General features: G+C 48.2%; 13 protein-coding genes. 6 read left to right on the forward strand and 7 right to left on the reverse strand.

Annotated elements, in window-relative coordinates; translation table 11 throughout:
- The first annotated feature begins 148 nt into the window (after window positions 1-148).
- The 4 genes from ACTHPG_RS07760 to ACTHPG_RS07775 all read left to right on the forward strand — a co-directional run bounded on the left by ACTHPG_RS07760 (window position 149) and on the right by ACTHPG_RS07775 (window position 6091).
- Entirely contained in the window at window positions 149-1303 is a 1155-nt protein-coding gene (locus ACTHPG_RS07760; RefSeq protein ID WP_440388537.1) for a type III polyketide synthase, read from the forward strand.
- Window positions 1304-1411: 108 nt separating this feature from the next.
- Window positions 1412-3658, forward strand: coding sequence for an MMPL family transporter (locus ACTHPG_RS07765; RefSeq protein WP_440388538.1), 2247 nt, complete (start codon window positions 1412-1414; stop codon window positions 3656-3658).
- 189 nt (window positions 3659-3847) lie between these two features.
- A complete protein-coding gene (locus ACTHPG_RS07770) occupies window positions 3848-4867 on the forward strand; it encodes an alpha/beta hydrolase family protein (RefSeq protein ID WP_440388539.1) in 1020 nt (339 codons plus the stop codon).
- Between the two features lie 105 nt (window positions 4868-4972).
- Window positions 4973-6091 (forward strand): rhamnogalacturonan acetylesterase, encoded by a 1119-nt coding sequence (locus ACTHPG_RS07775; protein ID WP_440390173.1) that lies wholly within the window; start codon window positions 4973-4975, stop codon window positions 6089-6091.
- A gap of 95 nt (window positions 6092-6186) precedes the next feature.
- Here ACTHPG_RS07775 and mnhG read toward each other — a convergent pair whose 3' ends face one another.
- From mnhG to ACTHPG_RS07805, 6 genes are read right to left on the reverse strand one after another with little or no spacing between them, the layout of a single operon-like run.
- Window positions 6187-6579 (reverse strand): monovalent cation/H(+) antiporter subunit G, encoded by a 393-nt coding sequence (gene mnhG / locus ACTHPG_RS07780; protein WP_017688856.1) that lies wholly within the window; start codon window positions 6577-6579, stop codon window positions 6187-6189.
- Entirely contained in the window at window positions 6563-6847 is a 285-nt protein-coding gene (locus tag ACTHPG_RS07785; RefSeq protein WP_017688855.1) for a Na(+)/H(+) antiporter subunit F1, read from the reverse strand. Before ACTHPG_RS07785 ends, mnhG begins: the two co-directional genes overlap by 17 nt.
- Window positions 6847-7323 carry a Na+/H+ antiporter subunit E gene (locus tag ACTHPG_RS07790; protein ID WP_440388540.1) on the reverse strand — a complete coding sequence of 159 codons (477 nt, stop codon included), beginning with the start codon at window positions 7321-7323 and terminating at the stop codon, window positions 6847-6849. The genes ACTHPG_RS07785 and ACTHPG_RS07790 overlap by 1 nt, the downstream gene beginning before the upstream one ends.
- A 6-nt stretch (window positions 7324-7329) precedes the next feature.
- Complete coding sequence (locus ACTHPG_RS07795) at window positions 7330-8808, reverse strand: Na+/H+ antiporter subunit D (RefSeq protein ID WP_440388542.1); 1479 nt, start codon at window positions 8806-8808, stop codon at window positions 7330-7332.
- Window positions 8801-9139: a Na(+)/H(+) antiporter subunit C gene (locus ACTHPG_RS07800; RefSeq protein WP_036670645.1), complete on the reverse strand. Its 339-nt coding sequence runs from the start codon at window positions 9137-9139 to the stop codon at window positions 8801-8803. Before ACTHPG_RS07800 ends, ACTHPG_RS07795 begins: the two co-directional genes overlap by 8 nt.
- A 1-nt stretch (window position 9140) precedes the next feature.
- Window positions 9141-12095, reverse strand: coding sequence for a Na+/H+ antiporter subunit A (locus ACTHPG_RS07805; protein WP_440390175.1), 2955 nt, complete (start codon window positions 12093-12095; stop codon window positions 9141-9143).
- A gap of 440 nt (window positions 12096-12535) precedes the next feature.
- Between ACTHPG_RS07805 and ACTHPG_RS07810 the strand changes: the two genes are divergently transcribed.
- Both ACTHPG_RS07810 and ACTHPG_RS07815 read left to right on the forward strand, forming a co-directional pair.
- Complete coding sequence (locus ACTHPG_RS07810) at window positions 12536-14176, forward strand: diguanylate cyclase domain-containing protein (protein WP_440388543.1); 1641 nt, start codon at window positions 12536-12538, stop codon at window positions 14174-14176.
- Window positions 14177-14246: 70 nt separating this feature from the next.
- Window positions 14247-14768: a hypothetical protein gene (locus ACTHPG_RS07815; protein ID WP_440388544.1), complete on the forward strand. Its 522-nt coding sequence runs from the start codon at window positions 14247-14249 to the stop codon at window positions 14766-14768.
- 103 nt (window positions 14769-14871) lie between these two features.
- On the opposite strand, the gene ACTHPG_RS07820 is transcribed toward ACTHPG_RS07815, so the two are convergent.
- Window positions 14872-16011 carry a GGDEF domain-containing protein gene (locus ACTHPG_RS07820; protein WP_440388546.1) on the reverse strand — a complete coding sequence of 380 codons (1140 nt, stop codon included), beginning with the start codon at window positions 16009-16011 and terminating at the stop codon, window positions 14872-14874.
- Window positions 16012-16185: the final 174 nt, after the last annotated feature.

Raw genomic sequence — 16185 nt, forward strand, 5'->3', positions numbered from 1 at the left:
CCCGCCTTTGCTTGTTAATATGAACATAAACAGGACAGGTAGTGAATAGACTTGTACTATATCTTGCACATTTCATATGAACCTATTTTATATATAGGTTGTTTGGAAAGCTTACTTTTGAACATGTACGATATAGGAGGTTAAGCCGATGAACCAGCTTGAGGCAACTACCGGGGCAAGTATTATGGGAATAGGAACGGCGTGGCCTGCCCACCGTATTGAGCAAAAAGATGTATCTGCCCGTCTCGCGCAAGCGCTGGAACATGAGCCAGATGCGAGAAGGTGGGCGAAACGAATCTTTAATCAGTGCGGTGTGGAAACTCGTTATACATGTGAACCGAATCTGCTGGAGCCGGTTGATTCTTGCCGATATTTACCTTTCACCAGCAGGGAGGAGGTTCCGACTACATCCGAACGTATGGGCAAATACAAAGCTGCCGCCGTTCCACTTGGTCTGGAAGCAGCCGACAAGGCGCTTCACGATGCAGACATATCCTCGTCGGAAATTACACATCTCATTACGGTGAGTTGCACGGGGCAATTCCTGCCCGGACTTGATGTTCGGCTGATCCAGCAACTTGAACTGTCACCACAGATCAACCGGATACCACTGGTATTCCAAGGATGTGCAGCGGGTCTGAAGGCGATCCAACTGGCCAATTCCATTGTAACGACAGATCAGAAGGCCACGGTTCTCATCGTGTGTGTGGAGCTGTGCACGCTTCATTTTCAGCCATCTGCCAAACGGGACGACCTGTATGCTGCATCGTTCTTCGGTGACGGTGCCTCGGCCTGTGTTATTGGTGCGTCTGGAACAGGTCGCAATGAATGTTTTCAATTAGGCCGTGGGCACTCCACGCTTCTCCCGGATTGTACAGAAGAGATGATCTGGGAAGTGGGCGATACAGGCTTCGACCTTTACTTGTCACCACAGATTCCGAAGCTGCTTGGTTTGCATCTGGGTCCAGAGGTAGAACGGATGCTGGAGGGGCGCAGTTTACCTGAAATATGGGCGATCCATCCGGGAGGCAGAGGTATCGTGGATGCCGTTCAGAAGCTGTATCAGTTGACAGATGAACAGGTCTCCTACAGCCGAAACATCCTGCGAGATTATGGGAACCTGTCGTCCGTGACGATTCTTTTTGTTCTTCAAGCCATCCGTGAGGATTACAGACAGAATGAAGATCCTTCCAGCGGGATCGCGCTGGCCTTTGGCCCGGGGCTAACAGCAGAATTGCTTCCTTTTACATACATCCCTGCCCGCATAGCGAACAGAACACCTGTGAATCACGGTATCCAATAGTTCGCGAACCCGAGTGAAGCAGACATACACCGCAAACGCATGAATCTGCTTACGAACTTACCGATGAACATAATCGAATGACTAATCTGATTGCAGAGGAGCTTAGGTATGGCTTATCGCAGACTTGCTGCTTTCATCAGCCGATATCCGCGGTTCATTATTCTCTGCTGGGTATTCATCATCGGGATGTCAGCGATCTGGGCGTGGAGGTTGCCTGACATGGTTCAGGATCACGGATTGAAACGGGTTGACGGGGATGCGCATGCAGTTGAGCGTGTTCTGGAGGATGAATTCGAGTCTCCTGCTGATCCGGTTATTCTGGTTTTTGAGAAAAAGGAAAACACCTCGCCATTAGCGTTCCGGCAGTGGATCAGGGATCGTCTGACACAGGTTCAATTGTTACCTGCGGTAACCTCTATCACGTCACCTCTGGATGCTGGCGACAGGGTGACGCTGCAAGACCATAGGGCATATGTCTTTGTGAAAATGAATGTGCCCCCGCATCAGATGGGTCCTCCCCTGGAGCAGTTGCGCGCCGTGCTGGCAGCAGATGGCCCGGGTACGGTGCAATTGACGGGAAAGGCAGTCGTGCAGCAGGATGTCAATCATCTGAGCTTTCGTGACCTGGAGCGGGCAGAGATGGTGGGGCTGCCGATTGCCCTGATCGTTTTGTGCTTCGCATTCAGTGGGCTATATGCCGCATTGATCGCGGTCATGATGGGGATCAGTGCCGTGATTACAGCGATGGGAGTCACGACTCTCCTTGGTTATCATCTGGAATTGTCCAACTTTATCATTAACGTTATTCCCATGGTGGGCATGGCACTGAGTATAGACTTTGCCCTCATCATTCTGAGCAGGTACAGGGAAGAACTTCAGCGTGCCTATGAAGATGAAGGTGAAGCTCACGTTACAGGCAGAAGTCTGGATATGCAGAGCGATGTTCTGCGCAGCGATATTCTTCAGCGAACCCTACGTACAGCAGGCAGAGCGGTGTTATTCTCGGCAGCTTGCGTGCTCCTTGGGCTTCTGGGTCTGCTTTGGATCAGACTGCCTATGTTTCTAAGTGTCTCCTTGGGGGCCATGATTGTTCTGCTCGTATCGCTAATGTTGAATGTTACACTGCTGCCAGCCCTGCTGTCACTGTCTGCAGATCGGATCTTCAGGCGAAAGGTCGTCCATCCATTACCCAGACGCTCGGTCTGGCATAGATGGTCAGCCATGGTCATGAAACGGCCCGTCAGCATGGCAATTGGAGGTACGGTTGTGCTGCTCCTGTGTGTCTATCCAGTGACCCGGCTGGAGCTGTCGGTCCCGGATGCCTCTTCACTGCCAGCCAGAATGGAGTCCCGCCAGGCAGCGGAGCAGTTGCAGCATGATTTGGGTCAAAAGAAGACCTCCACCATCGAGATCCTGATTGGCGGACATCAGGGACTGTTGACTGCCTCGCACTGGCAGATGGCCCACAACAAAACACGTCAACTATTGCAGGACTCGGACGTATGGAGCATTGTGACACCATGGGGCCTTTTACAGAAGAATCAAAGTGGCTCGCAAAACCTTTTAAAAATTTTACCGTCGTCGGTCAACTCATCCATAGAAGACAAGGAGTCCACAAGGGCGGTATGGCTGCGTTCAACGGTCTCGGATCATACCATTCGATTGATTGCCACCGTGCAGGGGGAGCCTGGTTCGGAAGAGGTGGCAAACTGGTTGGAGCGAATGAGGAGTAGTGATTATGCACTCGGTTCCACCAACGTAAAACTGCGTTATGGCGGGGAAGCTGTCAAGCAGGTTGAAATCATGGAGGAAGTCACAAGTCAACTGCCCAAAGTGCTGGTATTTGTAGTGGTATCCAATTATCTTGTGTTACTGGCGGCATTCCGATCGCTGCTTATTCCTATCAAAGCCATTGTGATGAATCTGCTTAGCTTAGCGGCTTCATTTGGCATATTGGTATGGGTGTTTAATGAGGGACATCTGGGGATGGAACCGTCAGCCATTGCCATTATGATCCCTGTATTCATTGCAGGACTGATATTCGGCATATCCATGGATTATGGTGTATTTATGTTGAGCCGTATTCAGGAGGTGTATAGACGAACCGGAGACAGTGATGTCGCGGTCCAACAGGGATTGGCTTCAACAGGTCGCCTGGTTACCTCCGCAGCGGCAATACTGCTTGCGGTGACCGTACCGTTTGCTTTTGCTGAAGTCGCAGGGGTGAGGCAGTTAGGAATCGGGATCACAGCAGCGGTATTGATTGACGTTACATTGATCCGGTTAATACTGGTACCTGCATTGATGAAATTAATGGGCAGGTGGAACTGGTGGCTGCCGGGTCAGATGAAATGAAGGATATTTCGTAACCTGTTTGCAGGTTGGAGATATCCTTTTTTGGCTAGAAATGGTGTGATTCCATTCAAAACTGGCAAACATGTTCAATTCATGAGTGACATAGATGTTCTATAATGGATGGGATTCATTCCATATGACAATTTTTCATCTGCGTTATCCTACAAAAAACAGGAGGGACACAAGCCCATGTCTGATATTGAAGCCTATCTACAACAACAAACGAATCTTCGTGGTCGTTCCGCGTATCATGCAGATCAATCCCTGGAATTATGGCGCAGTCAGTTACGTATTCGCATGAAAGAACGGCTTGGCGGTTTTCCAACCATGGTAGCAGCACTGAATCCTGTCTTACTGGAGCGCAAGACATGTGACGGATATATTCGGGAGCGGGTTGAGATCACGACCTATGCAGGACTCCGCATGCCTGTATATGTATTGATTCCAGGTGATGGAAGCCTTATCGGTGTAAAGAGACCTGCTATCGTTGCTTGTCATGGGCATGGTTACGGTAGCCGAGAGATATCAGGCATGGAACCGGATGGATCACCACGGACAGGAGAGCCCGGATTACACAAGGATTTTGCAGTAGCTCTAGTGAAGCGTGGATATGTGGTTGCGGCTCCAGAGCTGCTCGGCTTTGGTGATCGAAGACTTGAAGAGGACCGTGACGCGCCACCAGGGGTAAGTTCCTGTACGAAGATTGCTTCGCATTTGCTCATGGTGGGTCAGACTCTAGCCGGGCATCGAGTGTATGAAACAACACGAGTACTGGATTATGTTACGACACGACCTGAAGTGGATTTCGAACGAATTGGAAGCATGGGGATCTCGGGCGGTGGTCTGGTGACCGCATTTTCAGCCGCGTTGGATGAACGGTTCCGTGCAGCTGTAGTCAGTGGTTATGCAAGTACATTTCAGGGCAGCATACTGGATCGGAACCATTGTCTGGACAACTATGTGCCTGGTATCCTGCGTGAAGCGGAGTTGCCGGATCTTATCGGACTGATGGTGCCTAGGCCACTTTTTATTGAAGCCGGAAGTGATGATCAGGTGTTCCCGGTCCATACAGCAAGAGAAGCGTATACGCGTTTGACACACATATATGAGCAGGCGGGAGCATCGGAATCGCTGGATGCGGATTTCTTTACAGGTGGACATGAGATTAGCGGGGAGAAGGCCTATGACTGGCTCGATCAAGTACTGTGAAGTTGTGAATCATGCGGCAATTTAATTCCGTAACGAGAGGAGAATTCAGTGATGAACTGGTCAGCATCGGTAAAGTTTATGCTCTGCCTTGTTCTGTTTGCAAGTATGATGGGCATCGGTCTGGGAAGCAGTGGAGGGCAGGTCGCGGTGGCAGCAACGGACAATTACAGATTTGATTTTGGTTCGGGTCCCGTTGAGAACGGTTACACAGGCGTGTCCGCAGGAGATGCCTACACGGCTACAAGAGGGTATGGTTTCAATACTCCAGCCAGTATGCGTAATGTGTCTGCTTCTGGAAGCGGAGTGATGAGTGACGCCGTACAGTTTCTGACGTTTGGCACGAAGAGCAACAATACCTTTAACGTGGATCTTTCCAATGGCTTATATGAGGTCAAAGTGGTTCTGGGCAATACAGCCAGAGCTAGTGTGGCGGCAGAAGGGGTGTACCAGATCATTAACATGACGGGTAACGGGGCGACGGATCAATTTCAAATTCCGATAACCGACGGTCAACTCAATCTGCTCATTACGGAAGGAAAGACAGGCACTGCATTTACACTCAGCGCACTTGAGATCCGGAAGATATCCAATCAGACCGTAACCAACCGCACGATCTATATTGGTGGGGATTCAACAGTCTGCAATTATTATCCGCTTGGCAGCAGTGTACAGGGAGGGTGGGGACAGCTATTTCCGTCCTATGTGAACAATGCTACATTCCAGGTTCGCAATATGGCTGCAAGTGGTCAGTTTGCGAGAGGATTCCGCGATGATGGTCAGATGGAGGCCATTCTCAAGTATATCAAGCCGGGAGATTATTTTATCCTGCAATTCGGAATTAACGATACCAATGCCAAGAACAATACAACGGAGGCACAGTTCAAAGAGATTATGCGGGATATGGTGCGCCAGGCGAAGAACAAAGGAGCAACGGTCATTCTCTCCACGCCGCAAGGGCGGGCAACAGACTTTAATACAGTTAATGTACATCAAGCGGAGAACCGCTGGTACAATCAATCCACTCGTGCACTCGCTCAGGAAGAGGGAGTCACCCTGGTTGAATTGAATAAGTTGAGTTCAGCCTATTTCACATCCATTGGTCCGGCGGCAACACTTGCTCTGTATATGACAGGGGATAGTCTGCATCCGAATCGTCAAGGTGCGGCGCAGCTAGCTCGCATTGTGGCTGCAGATTTGAAAAGACAGGGATTGAATGGATTCTGACGAAGCATTTCAAATCTTCCAGCAAAAATACCCCCAGGAGCAACCCGCGATACGGGCGGCTGATCCTTGGGGGTATTCGTTATGCCTGGACTGGATTACTCCATCATGTCCTTGGCTTCATGGTTCACCTTTTTACCTTTTAACAACGGTTCCAGTTCATCCTGAACACTCTGCTCCCACAACGGTACGTCTGTGCGATAGGCGGCCCGTCCGTTCAGATGTCCGGCAACCGGAGCCGTAATGAATACAAACAGGATACCCAACAACAAGCGGGCACTGATATAGTTGTCGAAGTACCAGAAGTAAAAAAATGTAGCGCTTAGTACACAGAACACACCAAGCGTCATACTTTTGGTTGCGGCATGGGCTCGCAGATATACATCGGGCAGACGAATAAGTCCGAACGCACTGAGGGCACTAAGTAATGCGCCAAGCAGTACGAGTAAACCTATAGCTGTTTCAGCGGCTACTTTAACGATCTCCATCATTTTTGAATACCGCCCCCCGTTCAATATAACGTGCAAATGCCACCGTACTCAGAAAAGCCAGTATGCCAATCAGCAAGATGATATCCAGATAGGCCTGGGTTTGCAGCATCATCGACAGAACAGCAACAATGGCAATTACATTGATCCCGATGGTATCCAATGCGGTGATCCGGTCAGCCATGGATGGTCCCCGAAGCACCCTGTACAAGCAACCTAGTATGGCTAAGGAGAGAATGAGCAGTGAGATGAACAGCAGTGAGGATAACATTAACGCGTCACCTCCATAATTGCTTTTTCGAATGTATTTTGAATATCATCTCTAAGTTTCTGTTCATCCTTGATATCCAGCGCGTGGATAAACAGTTTGCGTTGATTACCTGAGATCTCAAGTGGCAGAGAGCCTGGTGTTAATGAAATAAGCAGACAGAGAAGAGTAACTTCCCAATCTGAGGACAATTGAGTTTTATACGTAAAAATACCTGGCCTTATATCGAGCTTGGGCTTGATAATCTGGCGTATGACCTCAACGCTGGCTCGTACCAGTTCCTTGAAGAGCAGTGCAATCAGTTTGAAAATGGCCCAGACTCTAACAATATAGAAGCGCTGGGGGAAGAATCTGCGCATCCCCCCAATGAGAAGCAGTCCGAGCAGGTAACCGATGAGAAAACCAACACCATTCCAGGCATTATTCAGAAACATCCATACAAAAGCAATGATAAGATTCAGTACGATCTGAAAGGCCATAGACATCTACTCCTTCAATACGGCATCAATATAAATATTGGGATGCAGTAGAATATCGCCAGCGCGGGAGGTCAATTGAAACATGCCTTCAGCCCCCACGCCCATTACGATGATGAATACAAACAGAATTCCGGCAGGAATCAGCAGACCGTTCACCGCATAAGGGCGTCTTGTGACCCCTGCAGGCGGTTCGCCCCAGAACGCTTGTATGAAGATGCGCAGCACCGAATATAACATCAACAAGCTCGATAGCACCGCGATTCCCGTAAGACCATACAAGCCTGCCTGCAAGCCTCCTTCAAAGAGAAGCAACTTTCCCGGAAATCCACTGAATGGCGGCAAACCTGCCAGGGCAAGTGCGCTGATGAAGAACATCCAGCCGAGCAGTGGATAACGATAGATCAGCCCGCCCATATTATCGAGCTTGGATGTTCCTGCAACAGCGATCAAAGCACCGCCGAGCAGGAAGAGCAATGTTTTGATCAACATGTCATGCAACATATAGAAGAGCAGACCTTCCAGTGCAGGACGACTCGCTGCAGCCATACCGAAAGCGACAAACCCCACACCTGCGACTACGTTATAGATGAGAATTTTGTTCACATCCCGGTATGAGATTGCACCGATGACACCAAGGACCATCGTTGCACCTGCCATCCATCCAATCAGAGCATGGAAGAACTCAGGGTCATGATAGAAGATCAGTGTGAATGTTCGCACAATGGCATACAAACCAACCTTGGTGAGCAACCCTGCGAACAATGCAGTGACAACAGCAGGTGGTGCGGCATAAGAGCCCGACAGCCAGAAGAACAGGAACAGTCCGGCCTTGATGCTGAATACGATCAGGAATAGAACAGCAATTAAGGTAATAACCCCGCTCTGTCCCACTTCAGCAATTTTCACAGATAAGTCTGCCATGTTCAGTGTGCCAGTAATGGAGTAGAGGAAGCCGATGGAAGCGACAAACAGGGCTGAAGAAACGATGTTAATCAAGACATATTTGATCGTTTCACGAAGCTGTCTTTCGGTACCTCCCAATACAATGAGTGCATAGGAAGAGATGAGCATCAGTTCAAAACTGACAAATAAATTGAACAAATCTCCGGTCAGGAATGAACCGTTAACTCCCGCAATCAGAAAATGAAAGAACGGATAGAAGTGATGTTCTTCCCGCTCCTTGTTCACACTGCGGAATGCATACAGCAGACACGCCAGTGCGATGATGGAAGCAGCAACGACGAGCAAGGCCGATACCATGTCAGCTACAAGCACAATCCCATAAGGAGGTGCCCATCCACCCATATTCAGCGTTAGAACGCCAGTCTGAGCTACCCGCGTAATAAGGATCGTTGAAACTGCTGCGGTAAACAAAAGTCCGATGACACTAATGAATCGCTGGATATTTGTTTTTCTAAAAAAGAGCAATGCCAGAACACCCGTAATCAAAGGCAACAGGATCGGCAGAACGACGAGATTATTCATATGGGCGCCCCCTTACTTCTTCCATATCGTCTGTTTTCAACTTCAGATAAGAGCGATAGGAGAGAACAAAGAAGAACGCAGTGAGCCCAAAATTAATAACAATTGAGGTTAGAATCAAAGCTTGAGGAAGAGGATCGACATAGCGTTCAGCCATCTCCCCAAGCAGAGGTGGTGCCCCGGTTTTGAGACGTGACATGGTGATCAAGAGCAGATGTACACCATGGGTTAGTATGGACATGCCAAGTACGATTCGGAGCAGGCTCCGCGACAAGATTAGAAAGACGGCAACCGCAAACAGAATGCCAACGGCTACACACATCAATATTTCCATATCAGCGATCCTCCCCGATCTGTAGAATGATGGTCATGGTGACACCCAGGACAGCGAGATACACGCCAAGATCAAACAGCATGGCCGTGGCGAGTTCGGTCTCTCCCAGCAAAGGAAGTTCGAAATAGCCGAAGGTTTGACTTAGGAACGGAACTCCGAATATAAATGAACCCGCACCTGTCAGTAACGCTATACCCAATCCGATTCCTGTGAGAACCCGGAAGTCAACGGGTAACGCTTTGCGAATCGTATCGGTACTGAATGCCAGGGCAATCAATACGAGTGCTGCCGCTGTGACCAAGCCGCCGATGAAACCTCCGCCCGGATTGTGGTGTCCTGCAAAGAACAGGTGCATGGCAAACGTCAGAATGATGAACACAACGACTTTGGTGGTCGTTTGCAGCAATACATCATTACTCTGCAAGGGTACAGTATCCCACGAGGATGAGCTGCGTTCCCGATTACCGTACTTTTTCGTATTGTCCGCTTCATCATCCAGATCCGGTTCGGACTCCTGTTTTTCTTCCTTTTTGCGAAACTTCAAGCGGGCTCCAAGATCTTTGGCTTCGAGGTTCAGATTAATCATAGAGTAGATGGATAATGAAGCAACGCCTAGTACCATGATCTCCAATAACGTATCGAAGCCACGGAAATCAACCAATAACACGTTCACGACATTTTTACCGCCGGCCGAGTCATACGCTTCCTGAAGGAAGAACGTAGATATGCTGTCAAGTGATGCAGTTCCGCTTGCAGCCAGTGCAACAAAAGTCATCACGACACCAACTGCAATCGCCACGATCATATTGACCGTGAGATAACTGCGGCTTGATTTGCCTCGTTGCAGTTCAGGCAGATGGTAGAAACAGAGCAGGAACAATGCAACGGATACCGTCTCAACAATCATCTGCGTCAACGCCAGATCGGGCGCCCGGAAGAGTACGAATAGCAGAGTTACGAGGTAACCAACTGCTCCGGTCATAATAACTGCTGACAGTCTGTTCTTGGCAAAAGGAATCGAAACGGCTGCACCAATGAGTGTGACTAGCAGTACGACTTCATAGAATGAATAAGGCGCATTGCCCTGGAGATTCCAGGTAATATTTTCTCCAGAACGGAAGAATGCATAGACCAACAACGCAACCGTGAATGAGAAAATGTAAACCAGATAATTACGAACCGAGCCATTCATATAGGCTTCCGTCCATTTGCGTGCATAATGCTGAAGATTATCCAGTACAACATGGTACATATTGTTAATCGTTAATCCTTGCGGATAATGCTCATAAATATTCCTCCATCGTGGCAACAGCTTATAGAGTGTGATTCCCAGAATCACGACTCCGATCGTCATAATCAGCTCCGGAGTCCATCCATGCCACAGGGAGAAATGTACATCGAAGCGTTCGTTCCCATTCAATAGGGAAGGAAGCACAGCAGCCATTGCGGGTTCGATCAGTGATCCGGCCAACAGGTTCGGAAAGAGTCCGAAGACGATGACAAGAACACCTAGAACAACGGGCGGAATCAGCATACCGGCAGGCGCTTCGTGTAATTTCTCGGCAGGGATCTCGCTTTGGCTACGACCGAGGAATGTTTTGAACACGATAATCAGTGCATAGATCAGAGTAAACACACTTGCAAGCCAAGCAAATACCGGCAATAGAACACTCCAGGATCCAAGTCCAAAGATTCGCAGATGCGTGACCTCGACCATGGCCTGGAAGAATAACTCTTTGCTCAGGAAGCCGTTGAAAGGTGGAATACCTGCCATGGCCAGTGAGCCGATTAATGCTACGGTGAATGTAATTGGCATGAATGAAGCAAGTCCACCGAGCTTCCGAATGTCACGTGTGCCTGTTTCATGATCGACAATACCTACGACCATAAACAGAGCGGCCTTGAAGGTTGCATGATTAAAGAGATGAAGCAGCGCAGCAGTTATTGCCACGGTGTACATCGCAGAGGATTCGCCATATCCGAAGTAGAGAGCAGCAGATCCGACCCCTAACAGGGACATGATCAGACCAAGTTGAGAGATGGTCGAATAGGCAAGAATCGCTTTGAGATCGTTCTTTTTTACAGCCAGGAATGATCCATAACACAAAGTCAGAATACCAACACCGGTAACGAGCCAGAACCAGAGTCCCTGTCCACCGAAGATCGGTGTAAATCGGGCCACAACATACAGTCCGGCCTTGACCATGGTCGCTGAGTGCAGATACGCACTGACAGGTGTCGGGGCTTCCATGGCATCCGGCAACCAGATATGGAACGGGAATTGGGCAGATTTCGTGAAAGCTCCGATCAGGATCAAGACAAGCGCTGGCAGAAATAGTGCGCTCTCCTGAAACTGTCCCAAACCTGCAATGGTCGCACGAATACTGAACGTTCCGGTAATGAGATACATCATCATGAATCCGGTAAGCATGGCGAAACCGCCAAATACCGTAATCAGGAAGGATTTTTGTGCTCCTGAAGTCGAGGCTTTACGTTTGTAATGAAATGCAATCAACAGGAATGACGTAATACTGGTCAATTCCCAGAATCCGTAGAGCACGATCATATTGTCAGACAGCACCACGCCCAACATGGCTCCCATGAACATCAACAGATACAGGTAGAAACGATTTAGCGCTTCTTTCTTGTCCATGTAGAAGATGGAGTAGAGAACAACGAGGACACCGATTCCGGTGATAAGCAGTGTCAGCATGAGGCTCAGACCGTCCAGATACAGGTTAAATCCAATGTCCAGTGAAGGAATCCATGGGATATTTCCGGATACGGCATTGCGTTGTGACACAGCGGGAATGAGACTCGCAAAGTATACAAATAATAGTGCCGGGACAAGGAGAACCGGCCATCCCAAATGGATTTTACGGAAGAAACGGTGCAGCATGGCAAGAAAAATGCCAGCGGCAAAAGGCAGAATAACAGCAACATGAAGCAGGCTCAACATTACACCCCCAATGTTTAGTATTTCGACTACTCTCTGTGACATACAGGCGCATAATCCTCAAAGGTTATGCTTGCTCTCTATATTCATAACCCAAGTATGTATATACAGAATCGTGTCTATTCTTTGAATGGAAGAAACACGGTGAAGATTCCAGTATAATATTGTATGGGCATGTATAATAAAAAAACACACAAGTTCCGATAAATATGAAAACGATTAGGGCGTGTCTGAAACTCCGAAGAAGCAGATTTTGCCGAATTTTCGTTCCAAGCCCGTGCAAGGCACGTCAAGGGAAAGTGACGCAGCAGGGGGCGAAAAGGCGGTAAAAGATGTACTTCAGCGAGTTTCGAGACACGTCCGAGGTGACATTCCGTGTACTCTTTGCAGCATAGTTATGTTGAAAAGCAAGATGGTTTCACCGTGTAATGGAGGAAGAAATGTCATTCAAAATTAGAACTGTGCTTACAGTCATCTTCGCTGTGTTATCCCTGCTGGTTACCTTGACCATTGGGTCTATTTTTAGCCAAAAGTCATTCGGTGCGGTCGAGACCGAGATTGGTCACTCGCTTACAGGCACTGCTTCACAGGCTTCGGATAAGCTGGATCGGTTTATGTCCGCGCGCGCGGGAGAACTCGATTTGCTGGGCCGAATGGCTTCGCTCGAAGATGGATTCCAATCTGGTGAGATTCAGATGCTGCTGGATCAGCTACAAGATAGCTTTCCCTCATTCTCATGGGTTGGATTCATGGACCCGAAGGGAAAAGTGTTAGCTGCGACAGATGGCATCTTGCTGGGGGAAAATTTATCAGAGCGACCTGTGTATCAGGAGGGAATCAAGGGTAAGTTCATTGGAGATGTGCATAACGCAGTACTTCTGGCCAAGCTGCTGCCGAATCCAACGGGAGAGCCGTTGCAATTTGTCGATATCAGTTTCCCGCTGAAGGATAGCAAAGGGCATATTCAGGGTGTGCTTGCTGCGCATTTAAGCTGGGAATGGGCAAAGGAAGTCGAAGAATCAGTGCTTGCCCCATTGAAAAGAGAAGAAAAGGATATTGAGTTCTTCATTGTGAGCAAAAATGAACATACCGTACTGCTGGGTCCCAAGGAATGGATTGGTAAGCCGTTGATTTTGCCCGGTATCGCAGAGGCACAGCGCAACAAGAGCAGTTGGTCCATTGAAGAGTGGCCTGATGGCAAGGAATATGTGACAGGGTTTGCCTACAGCCAGGGTCATCTGGATTATCCCGGATTAGGCTGGAGCGTAGTCATTCGACAAGTTAAGTCGACTGCTTTTGCTTCCGTATTTGACCTGATGTGGTTTAATGTGTGGGCAGGACTTGCCGTTACCGTGCTGTTTGCACTTATTGGCTGGTTTGTCTCGCGTCTGATCTCTGCCCCAATTGTGCGTCTTACCAGGGTAGCCAATCGACTGCGAGTAGGAGACGATCTGGAGATTCCAGAGAACAAAGGAATTAAGGAGATCGAAGTATTGTCCCGCTCATTACGGGATATGTTGACCTCTCTAACGAATAAAGATTCAGAACTGGTCGTGATGCAGAATCTGGCACATTTTGATCAGTTGACTAGTCTGCCGAATCGCACTGCCTTGGAAGCTTATCTGGAAGAGTCACTGGAGACTGAAAGCGAAGATCACACCCTAACCTTTCTCTATCTGGATCTCGATGGATTCAAACGTGTCAACGATACACTTGGCCATCAGGTTGGAGATATTCTATTACAGAAAGTGGCCCAGCGTCTGACCGCTCTTGGTCAGGAGAAGGGCATAACGGTCCGCCTGGGCGGAGATGAATTCCTGATTGTTCTTCAGTCGGTTGGAAGCCATCCGAGGGAAGAAGCCAGCGCTTATGCGGAGGCCATCATTCAAAGTCTGAACAAGCCGTTTATTATTGAATACGAGCGAATTCGGATTGGATGTAGCATCGGAGGGGCTGAATATCCAACCAACAGCAATAACCCAAGTGAGATTATCCGGATGGCGGATGAAGCGTTATATGAGTCCAAACGTGCTGGCAAGAACAGAATGACATTTTATTCCGAGTTGAAGCAGGAGCGTTAGCGTATAATAGCATGAGCTGGGTTATCACAATTAGCTTGCGCGTATCACTGTATAGACAAGGAGGGGCGTAATGTCTGGAAAATATACAACGGTACCTTACGGTTATGAGCCACCTGCAACCAGCCGCAAAGGCACACTGACTTTTTATGACTCGTTCGAACATGTGACTGATGAGCAGCTTGAACGCGCCGCAGCAACGGTGGATACTCGTTCCTTCATACAGCTTGTACTGTATCCTTTACACGAGAGCACGTTTAAGCGAATGAGCAAGGATACCATACAGGCATATTACAAAAGAGAAGACCGCCTGCATGATTGGCGGCGAGAGCACCCAACTTCACGTATACGTGTGGAGGGGCTTGAGGGCAAGAGAAAAAAATATACGCCGGTAGATAGCGCACTGCGCCATATCACTGCGGAATATCCAGCTCCTCATTTCTTGTATATGACAACCGAGATGGCGAATCTGTTCGCTTCTTTCGATTCCTTCAAGGATTGGATCAAAGAGCTGCGTCTCATCATCGATGGACCATCAGGCGAGCTTCATCCGAGGCTCGAGCAAAATCGCCACCGCTGGGAATGGGCGGAATAAAAACTTAACTGATGAAGAAGATCGGCCCGCTAAACATATGCATAACCCAAAAAAAGTTGTGTTGTACAACCCGGAATCTAGGTGTACAGCACAACTTTTTTAATCATGTTTTCTCTACCAAGGACGAAGTCAGATCAAGGGATGTTACGGTTTTATTTTTACCTGTGCGTTTGGCGGCATACAGACAGGCATCCACTTCCTCAAACAATTTATCTTTGCTTAGATGAGGACTGTAGCTTTTGAGACCGATACTCACCGTGATGGAAGCACCTTCAAGTTCCAGATGACCCATTAGGGCAATCTTCTGACGAATCTGTTCCACCAGGGCATAGGCCTGCTTGAAAGATTGCTCAAACATCAATAGGGCGAACTCTTCGCCCCCGTACCGTGCTGCAATATCACTTGAGGTAATGGTTTCCTGAATGATCAGGGACACTTTCTCCAGAATGATGTCTCCAACCCGATGACCATAAGTATCATTAATGGATTTGAAATCATCAATATCAATCAGGGCCAGATGCAGACTCATGCCACTGTTCGCATACTCAAATGCTTTCTCGTAATAATCCTTGAATGAGCTTTGATTATAAAGGTTCGTTAGACCGTCAGTCTTGGACTGTTTGGTCATAATTGCATTTCGCACAATAAGGTCCTGCTTGGCGAGCATGCTGGCCTGAAGATCGTTCAACACTTCAACGCCACTGGTTACGATAACCTGTGCTACATATGTACCTAAGATTAGAAAAGCAGGAATGGAAACCATGTCAAATGAAGACAGGTACAATCGGTAGGCTGGATCGAACAATACCAGAAGGTAACCAGCCATCTGCATCAGAAAGACAATCCAGACTCTTTTTTTACTGAAGAACAGCACTGAAGCGAAGATGGGCAACAGGCAGATGGCTAATATAATCCGAATGTCATAATTGACATGAATAATCGTCCAGGCGATAACCGTACTGGCTATGGACATGGTGTAGAAGGAATAGGAACTGAAGCGCCGATCAACCCAACTTGCGAACAAAATGCAAGAACTGCTGATGGCTGTAGGCCAGAACAGGACATTCAACAAGAAATCTCGAGGTGTGCGATCATAGACCAAAAACAGGAAACAGCCAACCTGAATGGCAAAATGTGCAATGATGACAACCCAGTAGGCCTGAAGCATTTTTTGAATCCATTTGGAATGCTTGAACTCGTATTCTGTGGGAATGTGGCTATTGTGCGTATGGAAACCTTTCATATATCACCGCTGACTGCATCATAATGGTACGACAGAACAACTCTCGTATATGATGATTATAAATCACAATGAACAAAACGCAAATGATTATATTTTAAGCATGAGAACTAAGCTTACATTATATCACATAGAAGACAGAAACTTTCCGAAAAGGGACATACAAATTTCGGAGAG

Origin of the sequence: Paenibacillus sp. SAF-068 (assembly GCF_051967555.1) — a bacterium.
Lineage (GTDB): Bacteria > Bacillota > Bacilli > Paenibacillales > Paenibacillaceae > Paenibacillus.